The organism is Streptomyces sp. NPDC054765, from assembly GCF_053612065.1.
Map to the genome: position 1 here is coordinate 37,032 of NZ_JBSHBP010000038.1, position 14,040 is coordinate 51,071.

The window sequence follows — 14,040 nt, forward strand, 5'->3', positions numbered from 1 at the left end:
GCTGGAGATGACCGCCAGCACGGTCAACGTGGGGAACCGTAAGCGGATCGGAGGCGTCGGAATGGCGACCAGCGGCGGCAAGGTACTGGACTTCGAAGAGTACGTTCGTACGCGGCAGGAGGCCCTGTTGCGGAGTGCCCGGCGCCTGGTGCCCGACCCGGTCGACGCCCAGGATCTGCTGCAGACGGCATTGGTGCGTACTTACGGGCGCTGGGACGGCATCGCGGACAAGTCGCTGGCCGACGCCTATCTGCGCCGCGTCATGATCAACACGCGGACGGAGTGGTGGCGGGCGCGCAAGCTCGAAGAGGTGCCCACCGAGCAGCTCCCGGACGCGAGCGTGGACGACGGCACCGAGCAGCGTGCCGACCGCGCCCTCCTGATGGACATCCTCGGGGTGCTGGCTCCCAAGCAGCGCAGCGTTGTCGTGCTGCGGCACTGGGAGCAGATGAGCACGGAGGAGACCGCGGCGGCGCTCGGCATGTCCACGGGAACTGTCAAGAGCACGCTGCACCGCGCGCTGGCCCGACTGCGCCAGGAGCTGCAGATGCGGGACATCGATGCCCGGATGCTGGAGCGCGGCGAGCGGGGCGAGCGGAGCCGGGAGCGGTGCGCAGCCTGAGGGCCGCCGCACGGCGCGAGGCGCCACAGCGAGCGCCGCGTCGAGCATCACATCGAACGGCACATCGAACGGCACATCGAGCGCCACGCCGAACGGCACGTCGAGCATGACAACTGACATAGCGCCACATGCAAGGCAAAGTCCGCCTTTATTGATGAAAACGGACACAGCGCCAGGCGCCTTACGGCTCACAGCTCGACGCGCGACAATCACATCAGGAACAGCAGCGGGATCAGCGGCTGTGCGAGCAGCACGGTGAGCAGGAGCGGATTGACCAGGAACAGGTTGACCAGGGTCGGGTTGACCAGAGGCGGCGCGGCCACGGCAGGAGTGGCCGCCGTCGGCCTTTTGCTGGCCGGATGCAATCCGGGGGGCGAGGGCGTGCGCAGCGAGGGAGCGGCCAGCACCACCCCCGCACCCAAGGGCGCGGTGCGCAACACCCCGAGCCCGGTCTCGACCGCCCCTTACAAGAAGGTCGACGCCGTCAAGCTGCTGAAGGACGCCCCGAAGGTCGGCCCGGATGTGAAGAAGTCGCTGGCCAAGCCGTGCGCCGCGGACGAGTACCCGGTCGAGGTGACCTATGCGTCGCTGACCGGCAGCAAGGACCCCGATGTCATCGTCAACGTCATGACCTGCGCGGATTCCGTCGGCATCGGTGCGTATGTCTTCCGCAGGCACGACGGCTCCCCGGACGGGTATGACACCGTGTACAGCAATGAACAGCCGTCGGTCTACGCCGGGGTCAACAAAGGCGATCTGGAGGTCTCCAAGCAGACCTACGCCGCGGGGGACAAGGTGTGCTGCCCCTCCGGTGAGGACGTGATGACCTACCAGTGGGCAGGCGACCACTTCCGCGAACACGACCGCTATCACACCGACTACAGCAAGACCACCGCCGACGGCGCCACGCCGGACGACGGCACGGGAACGGAGGGTTGAGACAACCGCATGGCCGAGACCCATGTGCTCTTCGTCGAGGACGACGACGTCATCCGCGAGGCGACCCAGCTCGCCCTGGAACGGGACGGGTTCGTGGTCACCGCGATGCCCGACGGGCTCGCGGGCCTGGAGGCGTTCCGCGCCAACCGCCCCGATATCGCGCTGCTCGATGTGATGGTGCCGGGACTCGACGGTGTCAGCCTGTGCCGGCGGATCCGCGATGAGTCGACGGTTCCCGTGATCATGCTGTCGGCGCGCGCCGACTCGATCGATGTGGTGCTCGGCCTGGAGGCCGGCGCGGACGACTATGTCACCAAGCCGTTCGACGGCGCGGTGCTGGTCGCCCGGATCCGCGCGGTGCTGCGCCGCTTCGGCCACGCCAGCGGCCCGGACCGGGCCGGCGCCGCCTCGGGGGAGGTGGACGACGCCGCCGAGCCGGTGCTGCGCTTCGGTGATCTGGAGGTCGACACCGAGGGCATGGAGGTGCGCAAAGGTGGCGAGAACGTCGCGCTGACGCCGACCGAGATGCGGCTGCTGCTGGAGTTCTCCAACGCACCGGGTACGGTCCTGTCGCGTGACCGGCTGCTGGAGCGGGTCTGGGATTACGGCTGGGGCGGTGACACCCGGGTGGTGGACGTCCATGTGCAGCGGTTGCGCGGCAAGATCGGCCAGGACCGGATCGAGACGGTCCGCGGCTTCGGATACAAGCTGAGAGGCTGACACCTCTGGTGGTCAGGCTGGCCCTGCGGACGGGGCTGAGATGGAAGCTCAGCGCCGCGATCGCGCTCGTCGGAGCTCTGGTCGCGATCGCGCTGAGCCTTGTCGTGCACAATGCCGCCCGCCATTCGATGCTCGACAACAGCCGGGATGTGCAGATCGAGCGGCTCAACTTCACGCAGAAGATCTTCGTCTCCACCAACCGGCTGCAGTTCGGCGCGAAGATCGACGATCCGGCGCTGCCGGAGGCGCTGCGCGACGAGGTCGCCAAGAACAAGCGCGCCACCTACCTCCAGGACACCGGACAGACCGCCCCCGAGGTGTGGGCGGCCTCGCCGATCAGCAACGGCCGGGTGCTGTCCGTCCACGACCGCTTCCCCGACCGCTTCGCCGTCCTGGACGATCTCGACCAGGCGCTGGTCATCGGCTCGACCGCGGTGGTGGTCGGCGGCTGTGCGCTGGGGGTGCTGGTCGGCGGGCGGCTCTCCAAGCGGCTGCGCAAGGCGGCCGCGGCCGCCGGAAAGCTCGCCGACGGTGACACCTCGGTGCGGATCCGCGACGAGGTCGGCAGCGGCCGGGTGCGTGACGAGACCGACGATCTGGCCTTTGCCGTGGATGCCATGTCGGATGCCCTCCAGGAGCGCATCGAGGCCGAGCGGCGGGTCACCGCCGATATCGCGCACGAGCTGCGCACCCCGGTCACCGGCCTGCTGACCGCCGCCGAACTCCTGCCGCCCGGCCGCCCCTCCGAGCTCGTACGCGACCGTGCGCAGGCGCTGCGCACCCTCGTCGAGGACGTCTTGGAAGTGGCCCGGCTCGATGGCCATGCGGAGCGCGCCGAGCTGCAGGATGTCGCGCTCGGCGAGTTCGTCTCCCGGCGGGTGCGCGCCCTCGACCCGGGGATCACCATCGATGTCGTACGGGACGCCGAGGTCACCACCGACCCGCGCCGTCTGGAGCGGATTCTCGGCAATCTGATCGCCAACGCCGCCCGGCACGGCAGCCCGCCGGTCGAGGTCACCGTCGAGGGGCGGGTCCTGCGGGTCCGCGACCATGGCACGGGCTTCCCCGAGGCGCTGCTGCGCGAGGGCCCCAGCCGCTTCCGCACCGGCAGCAGCGACCGGGCGGGCCGCGGGCACGGCCTGGGCCTGACCATCGCGGCCGGCCAGGCCCGTGTGCTGGGCGCCCGGCTCACCTTCCGCAACGCCGATGAGCTCACCGACGGCTCGACCGGCGCCGTCTCCGTCCTGTGGCTGCCGGAGAACGCCCCCACCAGTACGGGCAGCTTCCCGGTCCTTCATCTTCCCGACCGCTGACGGGGCTGCCGCCCGCCCTCCGACGACGGCGACGATGACGATGACGACGCTGATGACGACCACGACGACGACGGCGGCGGCGGCGGCGACGATGGCGACAGCGACGATGGCGGTGACGATGACGGCGGGTATGCGGTACTACCCGCGCGGTACCCGCCCGTAGGCGCCGACGGCTGCGGGCGGCTCAGTTCCGCAGCCGTAAACACAGCGAGCGGCCCCCGGCGGAAGAGAAAGCCGGGGGCCGCTCGGGCGCCGGGAACGGGGCCGGTCAGACGGCCTCTGCCACCATCGGCCGGTCCACCGGAGCGTCCCCACCCTCCGGGCTCCCGGCGGGCTTGGCCGGGCCGCCGCGCAGCGGCACCTCCTTGAGGAACCAGGCCGCGGCGAAGCCGATGATGCTGACCGCCGCGCCCCACAGGAAGACGTGGTGGGTGCCGGTGGCGACCGCGTGCGCGTAGGCGTCCTTGATCATCGGCGGGAGCTTGGCCAGCCCCTTCGGGTCCATCTGGGCCCCGCCGCCGGTTATCTTCTCGCCGGCCTTGCCGATCCGCTCGGCCATCGTGGACTGCACCTGGTGGGTGAAGATCGCGCCGAAGATCGCGACGCCGAAGGAGCCGCCGATCGTGCGGAAGAGGGTGGCCGAGGACGAGCCGACGCCCATGTCCTTCATCTCGACGCTGTTCTGCGCGATCAGCATCGTGGTCTGCATCAGGAAGCCCATACCGGCGCCGAGCACCGCCATGTAGAGACCCGAGGTGAAGCGGGTGGTGCCGGTGTCCATCAGGGACAGCAGCGCCAGGCCCGCGGTGATCAGTCCGCCGCCGACCACGACGAAGATCTTGTACTTGCCGGTCGTGGTGGTGACCCGGCCGGCGAACAGCGACACGGCCATCATCGCGAGCAGCATCGGCAGCAGCAGCAGGCCGGAGTTGGTGGCCGAGGCCCCCTGCACGGTCTGCTGGAACAGCGGCAGGAACGTCATCGACCCGAACATCACAAAGCCGACCAGGAAGCCGATGACCGTGACCAGCGCGAAGTTGCCGTTACGGAAGATGTGCAGCGGCAGCACCGGCTCGCCGACCCTGCCCTCCACCACCAGGAAGAGGGCGAGCGCGACCACGCCGAGGATTCCGAGGCCGATGATCTGGCCGGACAGCCAGTCGTACTCGGTGCCGCCCCAGGTGGTGATCAGTACCAGCGAAGTGATGCCGACGGTGAGCAGCGCGGCACCGGCGTAGTCGATCCGGGTCTGCGACCGCTTCTTCGGCAGATGCAGCACCGCGGTCACCATGACCAGCGCGATCGCACCGAGCGGCAGGTTGATGTAGAAGCTCCAGCGCCAGCCGAGGTGGTCGGTGATGCTGCCGCCGACCAGCGGTCCGCCGATCATGGCGACGGCCATGACGCCGGCCATCATGCCCTGGTACTTGCCGCGCTCCCGCGGCGGGATCAGATCGCCGATGATCGCCATGACGCCGACCATCAGACCGCCCGCGCCCAGGCCCTGGACGGCGCGGAAGCCGATCAGCTGCCCCATGTCCTGCGCCATGCCGGACAGCGCGGAGCCGATCAGGAAGAGCACGATGGACGACAGGAAGACGCCCTTGCGCCCGTACATGTCGCCGAGCTTGCCCCAGATCGGCGTCGAGGCGGCGGTGGCGAGGGTGTAGGCCGTGACGACCCAGGACAGATGGTCCATCCCGCCCAGTTCACCGACGATCGTCGGCATCGCGGTGCCGACGATCATGTTGTCCAGCATCGCGAGCAGCATCGCGATCATCAGCGCGAAGAGCACCACCCGTACGCCGGCCGGCTGCTTGGCCGAGCCCGGCTCCGGTATCGCGTCCGGTATCGCGTCCAGTCTCCCCTTCATCGCCGTCTTCCGTCCGTCCCCCGTCGGGGTCGCATGCTGCGACTTCCCCATCACTCACTCCCACTTACTTGCCGCCCGGCTAGTTCAGTACAGTGATGAAGGTAGGCGGCGAACTAGCCGGGCGTCAAGTAAGTTTCTCTTCGGCCCGGCTGGGCAGCCCTCTGACCAGTACCGACGACGCAGGAGAACACCATGAGCACACAGGCGCGCAGGGGAAACACCCGCCAGCGCATCCAGGACGTCGCTCTGGAGCTGTTCTCCGAACAGGGCTACGACAAGACATCACTGCGCGAGATCGCCGAGAAGCTCGACGTCACCAAGGCGGCGCTCTACTACCACTTCAAGACCAAGGAAGACATCGTCATCGGCCTGTTCCAGGACCTGGGCCGGCCCATCGACGAGCTGATCGCCTGGGCCGAGGAGCAGCCGCGCACCCTGGAGACCAAGCGGGAGCTGATCCGCCGCTACAGCGAGTCGCTGCGCTCGGCCGAGCCCCTCTTCCGCTTCATGCAGGAGAACCAGGCCGCGGTGCGTGATCTGAGCATCGGCGAGATCTTCAAAGCGCGGATGCTCACGCTCTTCGGGCTGCTCAAGGAGCCCGAATCGGAGCTGACGGACCAGGTGCGCTGCCTCACGGCACTGTTCTCCATGCATGCGGGCATCTTCGCGATGAAGAACGTGGAGGGCGACCCCGAGGACAAGCGCAAGGCCGTCCTCGAGGTCGCCACAGAACTGGTCACGGCGGCAAACCCGCCGAGCCGCCGGCCAGCCCGGCCGGACTCAGCTCAGACGGCGTCGCCGTGAGCCCGCAGGAATCCGGTCGGCTCGATGCCCGACCCGTAGTTGGGGCCGGTGCGGACCTCGAAGTGCAGGTGGGGGCCGGTGGAGTTGCCGGTGCTGCCGGACAGGGCGATCTGCTGGCCGGTGCCGACCTGCTGGCCGACCTGGACCTGTATCTGTGACAGGTGCGCGTACTGGGTGTACGTGCCGTTGTCGTGCTGGATCACAATGGCGTTGCCGTACGCCGGGCCGTCGCCGCCGCCCCAGGGACCGGCCTTGACGACGGTGCCCTTGTGGACGGCCTTGACCGCGGTGCCGGTCGGCACGACGAAGTCCTGGCCACTGTGCTTGTGCGCCCAGTGGCTGCCGGCGATGCCGAAGGGCTCACCCAGGGTGTAGTGGTCCACCGGCTTGACCCAGGCGTCGGCCTTCTTGGCCGCGTCCTTCTTGGCCTTGGCGGCGGCCTTGGCGTCCACGACGGACTTCGCCTGCGCGTCGGCCTGCGCGGTGACGGTCGAACCGACACCCGAGGTGAGGTTCAGCAGACCACCGTCGGCAGCGGTGGCGACACCGGCGCCGAGTGCGGCGGTCACGCCGATACCGGCGGCCACTATCGCGACGCGATTGCGCAGAGCGGACTTCTTCGAATTGCGGAGAGCGGCGAACTTCGACATGCGGGTTTTCCTCCAGAGAATTGATTGGTTTCCCGGCTGCGGTCCGGGATAGCCATTCCTTGGTAACCCGCCTGCGCCGCCCCGCCAAGGGGCGCTTCTACTAACCCGGCCCGTACGAGGAGCCGGGTGAACTGGACCCTTGCGTGCCCTCCAGAGCTCTGCGCGAAACACCCGAATTCGGACATCTCGCACTACCCTGGAGGCTGGTCGCACACCCTTTGAACAGGGGGTTTCCCCCCATGCCGGACGGGCGCCACCCTTCCCCGGCCGCCCACCCCCCGAGCGCCCCCCGAGCACCCCGCCCCGGGGCCCGAAAACCCCGGCGGCTCCACGGCCCGCTTCCCCTAATTCCTCTAGTAGGCCCCAAATCGACTGTGCGCCATGTCACCGATAAACAAGATCCAATCCCTTTCCGCGGCCATTCGCGCGCCCGATTCGGGCCCAAGGGCCCCTGTGACGCGGGTTACTCGGGAATGTGTGACGCGGGTTACCCGGTCTTTGTGACCCCGGTAACTCGATAGCGGCGGCCCCGGAACTCCAAGGCCGAGGAATGTCCCTAGAGGAATCTCCCTGTGGGACGGGAAGGGGAGGGCGAGGGGGTGACATCCGTGGCCGGCGCCACACCCTGCCCCCGCCACCACGGTCCGCTGTCCGCTCTCCCCCAGCCCCCAGCCCCCAGCCCCCAACCGTCTCTCCCCTCCGCCCTCCGCGTGAACCTGGCCGATCCCCGCCCGGCGCCCCGGCGGCCGCTCTAGCCCGGCCGGACGACAGCACCGGCCACGGACGACAGCACCGGCCAAGGGGAAGGGCGGACCGCAGCATGGACCCGTCAGCAGTGGGCGTACGACTCGCCTCCGGCGTGGTCGCACCGCTCGTCAGGAAACTCTTCGTCCAGGAGGGGCCGGGCGCCGCGCTGGTGGCGGCACCGGTACGGATATCCGGCCTGGTCAGCTTCAAGGGCGAGAAGCGGACCCTCTCCGAAAGGGATCTGCACAAGCTCGCGGCGGAGCTGGTGGACCGGGCCGTACGGGCCGCCGGCCCCGGTGAGCGCCCGCTCCCCGCGGACGAGGAGCCGGCCGTGGCCGATGCCCTGGCCGCCACACTGCGTGGCCTCGGCACCCTCGACATGGACGACGTACAGGCCGTCCACCTGGGCGCCACCGGCCTGGCCGCCCGTCTGCAAGCCCGCCCGCCCGCCTGCCGCCCGCGGCCTGTCCCGCGATGCCGAGCTGCTGCACGACACCCTGCTCGGCACCGCCTGCCTGCACATCGTCCACTTCTTCACCCAGCGCTCGGCCTTCGTGGCCCGCACCCTCGTCCAGCAGAGCCGGAGCCTGGACAGCCTGATCGGCGTCATCGACGCCTTCCTCGCGGCATCCGTCCCCGCGGGCCGCCGACGCCGCGTTCGAGCGCACCTATCTCGCCTACCTCGCCCGCAAGCACGGCCGGCTGACCATCTACGGCATCGATCTCGCCCACTCCCCGGACCGGTGGCCGCTGGACGCGGCGTACCTGAGCCTGGAGGCCACGGCCGCCGCCCCGGCCACCTGTGAGCTGCCGGTCATCGGCCCCTTCGCCGAGGAGGGCGGCGGCCCCCGGCCCGAACCGCCGGCCCCCGTTCCCGCCCCCGCCGACCAGGCCCTGGCCAACCGCGACCGGGTGCTGCTGCGCGGTGTCGCCGGCTCCGGCAAGAGCACCCTCGTCCAGTGGCTGGCCGTCTCCTGCACCAAGGCCCCGGGCGAGAGCGCCCTGCCCCACCTCTACGGCCGGATCCCCTTCGTCCTCCCGCTGCGCACCCTCACCCGCGACGGCGCGCCCCTGCCCGCCCCCGACCGCTTCCTCACGGCCGTCAGTTGCCCCGTGTCCGGGTCGCAGCCCGACGGCTGGGCCGACCGCGTACTGGCGTCCGGGCGGGCACTCCTCCTGGTCGACGGGCTGGACGAGATCCCCGAGCGCGAGCGCGAGCTGACCCGCCGCTGGCTGCGCGATCTGATCGACGCCTTCCCGGACAACCTGTGGATGATCACCTCCCGCCCCTCCGCCGTACGCGACGACTGGCTCGCCGACGACGGATTCGGCGAGCTGACGCTCTCCGCCATGAGCCGCAGCGAGGTCACCGCGTTCATCGGCCGCTGGCATCGTGCGGTCCGCTGTGACGCCGAGGACCCCGACCGCCTCGACGCCTACGAACAGTCCCTCCTGGCCGCGGTCCACACCACACAGGACCTCGCCCGGCTCGCCACCAACCCCCTGATGTGCGGCCTGATCTGCGCACTGCACCGGGACCGCCGCGGCTATCTGCCCACCGGCCGCAAGGAGCTCTACGACGCCGCCCTGGGCATGCTGCTCTCCCGCCGCGACCGCGAACGCGATATGGCCGCCCCCACGGGCATCGAGCTGAGCGACGAGCCGCAGATCCAGCTTCTCCAGCGGCTCGCCTACTGGCTCATCCGCAACGGCCGTACCGAACTCGACCGTGAGCGGGCGGAGCGCATCGTCGGCGAGGCGCTGCCGTCCGTGCCCGCAGCCGCCGAGCAGGGAACCGCAGCGGCCGTCCTCCGCCATCTGCTGTTGCGCAGCGGTCTGCTCCGCGAACCGGCCCCCGGCTCGGTCGACTTCGTCCACCGCACGTTCCAGGACTACCTCGGCGCCAAGGCGGCCGTGGAGGACGGCGATTTCGGGCTGCTGGTGTCCCACGCGGACGACTCCCAGTGGGAGGACGTGATCCGGATGGCGGTGGCACACGCCCGGCCGCGGGAACGGGCGGAGATCTTACGGGGGTTGATGGCGCGCGGCGACGGCATCGAGGACCGCCCGGCCCGTTTGCGCGTCCATCTGCTGGCCATGGCCTGCCTGGAGCATGCGACGGAACTGGACCCGCGGGTGCGGGAGGAGGTGCACGAGCGCGCGGGGGCGATCTTGCCGCCCCGGATTCGCGAGGAGTCGAAACTGCTGGCCGAGGTGGGCCCGCTCGTCCTGGGACTGCTGCCCGGCCCGGAGGGGCTGGCGGACGACGAGGCGCAGGAGGTGGTGGCGACCGCCGCGCTCATCGGGTCGGACGCGGCGCTGGAGGTCATGAAGCGCTTCCGGGGCCACACCTCGGCCGGTGCCGGCTTTCAACTCGCCAATTCCTGGCACTCTTTCGACACCGACCACTACGCAGAGCAGATCATCCGGCACCTTGACACGGATGTATCCGTCACCGTCAGCAGCGTCGCCGAGCTGTGTGCGCTGAAAGCCCTCGGCGGCCGGCCGCGCACCGAGGTACGCGGCCCCTTCACCGCCCGTCAGCTCCTCGGCGGACTGCACGCCCACCGGATCACGCATCTCCTTCTCGCCGACAACCCGGAGCTCAGGTGCCTGGAGTTCCTCCGGGAATTCGGGGCGCTGGAGTCGCTCGTTCTCCGGGGCTGCCCGTCGGTCGGGAGCCTGGCTCCACTGGCGGACCTGCCGATCCGCTCACTGGCCCTCTCCGGGCCCGACGGCACCGTCGTTCCCACCCACGGACTCGACGGCCTGCGTCACACACGTTCCCTGGTGGTCTACTCCGACCTCCTTCCGGACGTCATGGCCGCCCTGCCGACGCGAGCCCCGCTGACCGGCCTGACGCTCGGGCAGCCCATCGGATCCAGCTTCACGCAGGTGGCATCCTGGCCCCGCCTGCGGCACCTCCGATTGCCCCGCATCACGGACGAGTTCGCCGAGGATCAATGGGGTGCGCTCGCAGGCCTCTCCGAGCTGGCGGACTTTGCCTTCGGGCCGGCCGAGGAACAGGCCACCTTGCGGATTCCCCCCGGCCTTCAGGTGCCCCACGTGCACACCCTGAGCATCCTGAACCCGGCCCGCCGCCCGGCATCCGACCTGAGCGACCTGCTGGAGGCCGTCCTCCCCGCGTTCCCCGGCGTCCGGAAAATCCAGCTCTACGGCCTTCTCGACACCCCCATCGGCCTCCCCTCCCTGGCCGCCCTGCCGGACCTCCAGGAGGTGCATCTCTCCTACCTCCGGCCCGAGCCCGGCCGCCCCCTCCCTCCCCACATCAAACTCACCCGCTACCCACGCCCCCGCACATAGGCCTACGAACGGCGCAGCCTCCCCGCACCCCACCCCCACACCACCGGTCGACCGGTCCGCCGGTCCACCGGTCCACCGGTCCGATCCGGTGGCGGCTCGTCCATGACCTGGGAGTTTCAGGGAGTGGCGGTCTGCCTTTCCGAAACCGGGCAGGCTTTGTCCCGGCCGTCGTATTCCACCGGTGCGTGGTGTTCCCGAAGGGATTGGCGTCGTCCGGAGGCAGCGGACGGGTGCCGGTGATGTTGTCCGTAAACGGCCGAAAATGGCCTAGCAATTACGGAGCCTATGGATACGCATTTCCTTCTGCCGTATACAGAACTGCCCCGGAACCGTGAGAAACGATTCCGGGGCAGTGCCGTATGCGCGATATAAGCGGTGCCGGTCAGGCGTCCTTGCTCAGGTTCGGGCCCGAACCGCCGGCCGCGGACTCGATCGGCGGGGCGTCCGGCAGCGCCGACTTCTCCTCGCCGCGGAAGGTGAACTTCGCAGTGTCACCCTCGCCCTCGACATCGACGACCACGATGTGGCCCGGACGCAGCTCGCTGAAGAGGATCTTCTCCGAGAGGGCGTCCTCGATCTCGCGCTGGATCGTGCGGCGCAGCGGCCGGGCGCCGAGCACCGGGTCGTACCCGCGCTTGGCCAGCAGCGACTTGGCCTCGCCGCTGAGCTCGATGCCCATGTCGCGGTCCTTGAGCCGCTCGTCCACCTTGGCGATCATGAGGTCGACGATCTGGATGATGTCTTCCTCGGTCAGCTGGTGGAAGACGACGGTGTCGTCGACACGGTTGAGGAACTCGGGGCGGAAGTGCTGCTTGAGCTCTTCGTTGACCTTGTTCTTCATCCGCTCGTAGCTGGACTTGGTGTCGCCCTGGGCCGCGAAGCCGAGGTTGAAGCCCTTGGAGATGTCCCGGGTGCCGAGGTTGGTCGTCATGATGATGACCGTGTTCTTGAAGTCCACGACCCGGCCCTGGGAGTCGGTCAGGCGACCGTCCTCCAGGATCTGCAGCAGCGAGTTGAAGATGTCCGGGTGGGCCTTCTCGACCTCGTCGAAGAGCACGACGGAGAACGGCTTGCGGCGCACCTTCTCGGTGAGCTGGCCGCCCTCTTCGTAGCCGACGTAGCCGGGAGGCGAACCGAAGAGCCGCGAGACCGTGTGCTTCTCGCTGAACTCCGACATGTCGAGGGAGATCAGCGCGTCCTCGTCGCCGAACAGGAACTCCGCCAGCGTCTTGGACAGCTCGGTCTTACCGACACCGGACGGACCGGCGAAGATGAACGAGCCACCGGGACGCTTGGGGTCCTTGAGGCCGGCCCGGGTACGGCGGATGGCCTGGGAGAGCGCCTTGATGGCGTCCTTCTGGCCGATGACGCGCTTGTGCAGCTCGTCTTCCATCCGCAGCAGCCGGGAGGACTCCTCCTCGGTGAGCTTGAAGACCGGGATGCCGGTCGCCGTCGCCAGGACCTCGGCGATCAGCTCCTCGTCCACCTCGGCGACGACGTCCATGTCGCCGGCCTTCCACTCCTTCTCCCGCTTGGCCTTGGCGGCCAGGAGCTGCTTCTCCTTGTCGCGCAGGCCCGCAGCCATCTCGAAGTCCTGCGAGTCGATCGCGGACTCCTTCTCCCGGCGCACATCGGCGATCTTCTCGTCGAATTCGCGCAGGTCCGGCGGCGCGGTCATCCGGCGGATCCGCATCCGGGAGCCGGCCTCGTCGATCAGGTCGATCGCCTTGTCCGGCAGGAAGCGGTCGGAGATGTAGCGGTCGGCGAGGGTGGCCGCGGCGACCAGCGCGGAGTCCGTGATGGAGACGCGGTGGTGCGCTTCGTAGCGGTCCCGCAGACCCTTGAGGATCTCGATGGTGTGCGGCAGCGACGGCTCCGCGACCTGGATCGGCTGGAAGCGGCGCTCGAGGGCCGCGTCCTTCTCCAGGTGCTTGCGGTACTCGTCGAGCGTGGTGGCACCAATGGTCTGCAGCTCGCCTCGCGCCAGCATGGGCTTGAGGATGCTCGCGGCGTCGATCGCGCCCTCGGCGGCACCCGCACCCACCAGGGTGTGGAGCTCGTCGATGAACAGGATGATGTCGCCGCGGGTGCGGATCTCCTTGAGGACCTTCTTCAGGCGCTCTTCGAAGTCACCGCGGTAGCGGGAGCCGGCGACCAGGGCACCGAGGTCGAGGGTGTAGAGGTGCTTGTCCTTGAGGGTCTCGGGCACCTCGCCCTTGACGATGGCCTGCGCCAGACCCTCGACGACCGCCGTCTTGCCGACGCCGGGCTCGCCGATGAGGACCGGGTTGTTCTTGGTACGGCGGGACAGGACCTGCATGACCCGCTCGATTTCCTTCTCGCGCCCGATGACCGGGTCGAGCTTGGTCTCGCGGGCGGCCTGCGTCAGGTTGCGGCCGAACTGGTCCAGGACCAGGGAGGTCGAGGGCGTGCCCTCGGCGGGGCCGCCGGCCGTGGCGGCTTCCTTGCCCTGGTAGCCGGAGAGCAGCTGGATGACCTGCTGCCGCACCCGGTTGAGATCGGCGCCCAGCTTCACCAGGACCTGGGCGGCGACGCCCTCGCCCTCGCGGATCAGGCCGAGCAGGATGTGCTCCGTACCGATGTAGTTGTGGCCGAGCTGGAGGGCCTCGCGGAGCGAGAGCTCCAGGACCTTCTTGGCACGGGGGGTGAAGGGAATGTGCCCGGACGGGGCCTGCTGGCCCTGCCCGATGATCTCCTCCACCTGCTGGCGGACCGCCTCGAGCGAAATCCCGAGGCTCTCCAGGGCCTTAGCGGCGACACCCTCACCCTCATGGATCAGGCCCAGGAGGATGTGCTCGGTGCCGATGTAGTTGTGGTTGAGCATCCGGGCTTCTTCCTGAGCCAGGACGACAACCCGCCGCGCACGGTCGGTGAACCTCTCGAACATCGTTAATCGCTCCTCAGAGCGGTCAGGCAGTTAGGGGTCGGTCCCCTCCCTGTCCTTCCGCATGCTAGTCCCGCGGGGCGGGACAGCTCATTCCAACTGCCGACACCCGTCCGGATCACCCCCGCTCCGGCGGGGAAATT

At 69.3% G+C, this 14,040-nt stretch carries 11 protein-coding genes and 1 pseudogene; 9 read left to right on the top strand and 3 right to left on the bottom strand.

The window, feature by feature from the left end:
* Positions 1-7: 7 nt before the first annotated feature.
* From ACWGJY_RS23215 to ACWGJY_RS23235, 5 genes are all read left to right on the top strand, one after another.
* Positions 8-622 carry a SigE family RNA polymerase sigma factor gene (locus ACWGJY_RS23215; protein ID WP_453262778.1) on the top strand — a complete coding sequence of 205 codons (615 nt, stop codon included), beginning with the start codon at positions 8-10 and terminating at the stop codon, positions 620-622.
* Positions 623-1,003: 381 nt separating this feature from the next.
* Entirely contained in the window at positions 1,004-1,561 is a 558-nt protein-coding gene (locus tag ACWGJY_RS23220; RefSeq protein ID WP_453262745.1) for a hypothetical protein, read from the top strand.
* A gap of 9 nt (positions 1,562-1,570) precedes the next feature.
* Entirely contained in the window at positions 1,571-2,281 is a 711-nt protein-coding gene (gene cseB, locus ACWGJY_RS23225; RefSeq protein ID WP_453262746.1) for a two-component system response regulator CseB, read from the top strand.
* A gap of 8 nt (positions 2,282-2,289) precedes the next feature.
* Positions 2,290-3,594 (top strand): two-component system sensor histidine kinase CseC, encoded by a 1,305-nt coding sequence (gene cseC, locus ACWGJY_RS23230; protein WP_453262747.1) that lies wholly within the window; start codon positions 2,290-2,292, stop codon positions 3,592-3,594.
* A 34-nt stretch (positions 3,595-3,628) separates the two neighbouring features.
* Entirely contained in the window at positions 3,629-3,757 is a 129-nt protein-coding gene (locus ACWGJY_RS23235) for a hypothetical protein (RefSeq protein WP_453262748.1), read from the top strand.
* A gap of 105 nt (positions 3,758-3,862) precedes the next feature.
* Here the strand turns inward: ACWGJY_RS23235 and ACWGJY_RS23240 are convergent, their stop codons facing one another.
* On the bottom strand, positions 3,863-5,467 hold the full coding sequence (locus tag ACWGJY_RS23240; RefSeq protein ID WP_453262749.1) for an MDR family MFS transporter: 1,605 nt from the start codon (positions 5,465-5,467) through the stop codon (positions 3,863-3,865).
* A 192-nt stretch (positions 5,468-5,659) separates the two neighbouring features.
* Here ACWGJY_RS23240 and ACWGJY_RS23245 point away from each other — a divergent pair, with 192 nt between their 5' ends.
* Positions 5,660-6,271 carry a TetR/AcrR family transcriptional regulator gene (locus ACWGJY_RS23245; RefSeq protein WP_453262750.1) on the top strand — a complete coding sequence of 204 codons (612 nt, stop codon included), beginning with the start codon at positions 5,660-5,662 and terminating at the stop codon, positions 6,269-6,271.
* Here ACWGJY_RS23245 and ACWGJY_RS23250 read toward each other — a convergent pair.
* A complete protein-coding gene (locus tag ACWGJY_RS23250) occupies positions 6,253-6,921 on the bottom strand; it encodes a M23 family metallopeptidase (protein ID WP_453262751.1) in 669 nt (222 codons plus the stop codon). The genes ACWGJY_RS23245 and ACWGJY_RS23250 overlap by 19 nt on opposite strands.
* Positions 6,922-7,741: 820 nt before the next feature.
* On the opposite strand from ACWGJY_RS23250, the pseudogene ACWGJY_RS23255 reads away from it, so the two are divergent.
* The 3 genes and pseudogenes from ACWGJY_RS23255 to ACWGJY_RS23265 form a co-directional block, all read left to right on the top strand.
* Positions 7,742-8,050: pseudogene (locus tag ACWGJY_RS23255) on the top strand (NACHT N-terminal Helical domain 1-containing protein); the annotation flags it as partial.
* Positions 8,007-8,474 (top strand): NACHT N-terminal Helical domain 1-containing protein, encoded by a 468-nt coding sequence (locus ACWGJY_RS23260; protein ID WP_453262752.1) that lies wholly within the window; start codon positions 8,007-8,009, stop codon positions 8,472-8,474. The pseudogene ACWGJY_RS23255 and the gene ACWGJY_RS23260, both read left to right, overlap by 44 nt.
* Positions 8,475-8,580: 106 nt before the next feature.
* Entirely contained in the window at positions 8,581-10,992 is a 2,412-nt protein-coding gene (locus tag ACWGJY_RS23265; protein WP_453262753.1) for an NACHT domain-containing protein, read from the top strand.
* A 382-nt stretch (positions 10,993-11,374) separates the two neighbouring features.
* On the opposite strand, the gene ACWGJY_RS23270 is transcribed toward ACWGJY_RS23265, so the two are convergent.
* Complete coding sequence (locus ACWGJY_RS23270) at positions 11,375-13,900, bottom strand: ATP-dependent Clp protease ATP-binding subunit (protein ID WP_384428108.1); 2,526 nt, start codon at positions 13,898-13,900, stop codon at positions 11,375-11,377.
* Between the last annotated feature and the right edge of the window lie 140 nt (positions 13,901-14,040).

Excerpts from the sequence above, each read along its gene's own strand:
- ACWGJY_RS23215 (WP_453262778.1), top strand. The coding sequence starts at position 8 with ATGACCGCCAGCACGGTCAACGTGGGGAACCGTAAGCGGATCGGAGGC.
- cseB (WP_453262746.1), top strand. The coding sequence starts at position 1,571 with ATGGCCGAGACCCATGTGCTCTTCGTCGAGGACGACGACGTCATCCGC.
- ACWGJY_RS23235 (WP_453262748.1), top strand. The coding sequence starts at position 3,629 with ATGACGATGACGACGCTGATGACGACCACGACGACGACGGCGGCGGCG.
- ACWGJY_RS23240 (WP_453262749.1), bottom strand. The coding sequence starts at position 5,467 with ATGAAGGGGAGACTGGACGCGATACCGGACGCGATACCGGAGCCGGGC.
- ACWGJY_RS23245 (WP_453262750.1), top strand. The coding sequence starts at position 5,660 with ATGAGCACACAGGCGCGCAGGGGAAACACCCGCCAGCGCATCCAGGAC.
- ACWGJY_RS23250 (WP_453262751.1), bottom strand. The coding sequence starts at position 6,921 with ATGTCGAAGTTCGCCGCTCTCCGCAATTCGAAGAAGTCCGCTCTGCGC.
- ACWGJY_RS23260 (WP_453262752.1), top strand. The coding sequence starts at position 8,007 with ATGCCCTGGCCGCCACACTGCGTGGCCTCGGCACCCTCGACATGGACG.
- ACWGJY_RS23270 (WP_384428108.1), bottom strand. The coding sequence starts at position 13,900 with ATGTTCGAGAGGTTCACCGACCGTGCGCGGCGGGTTGTCGTCCTGGCT.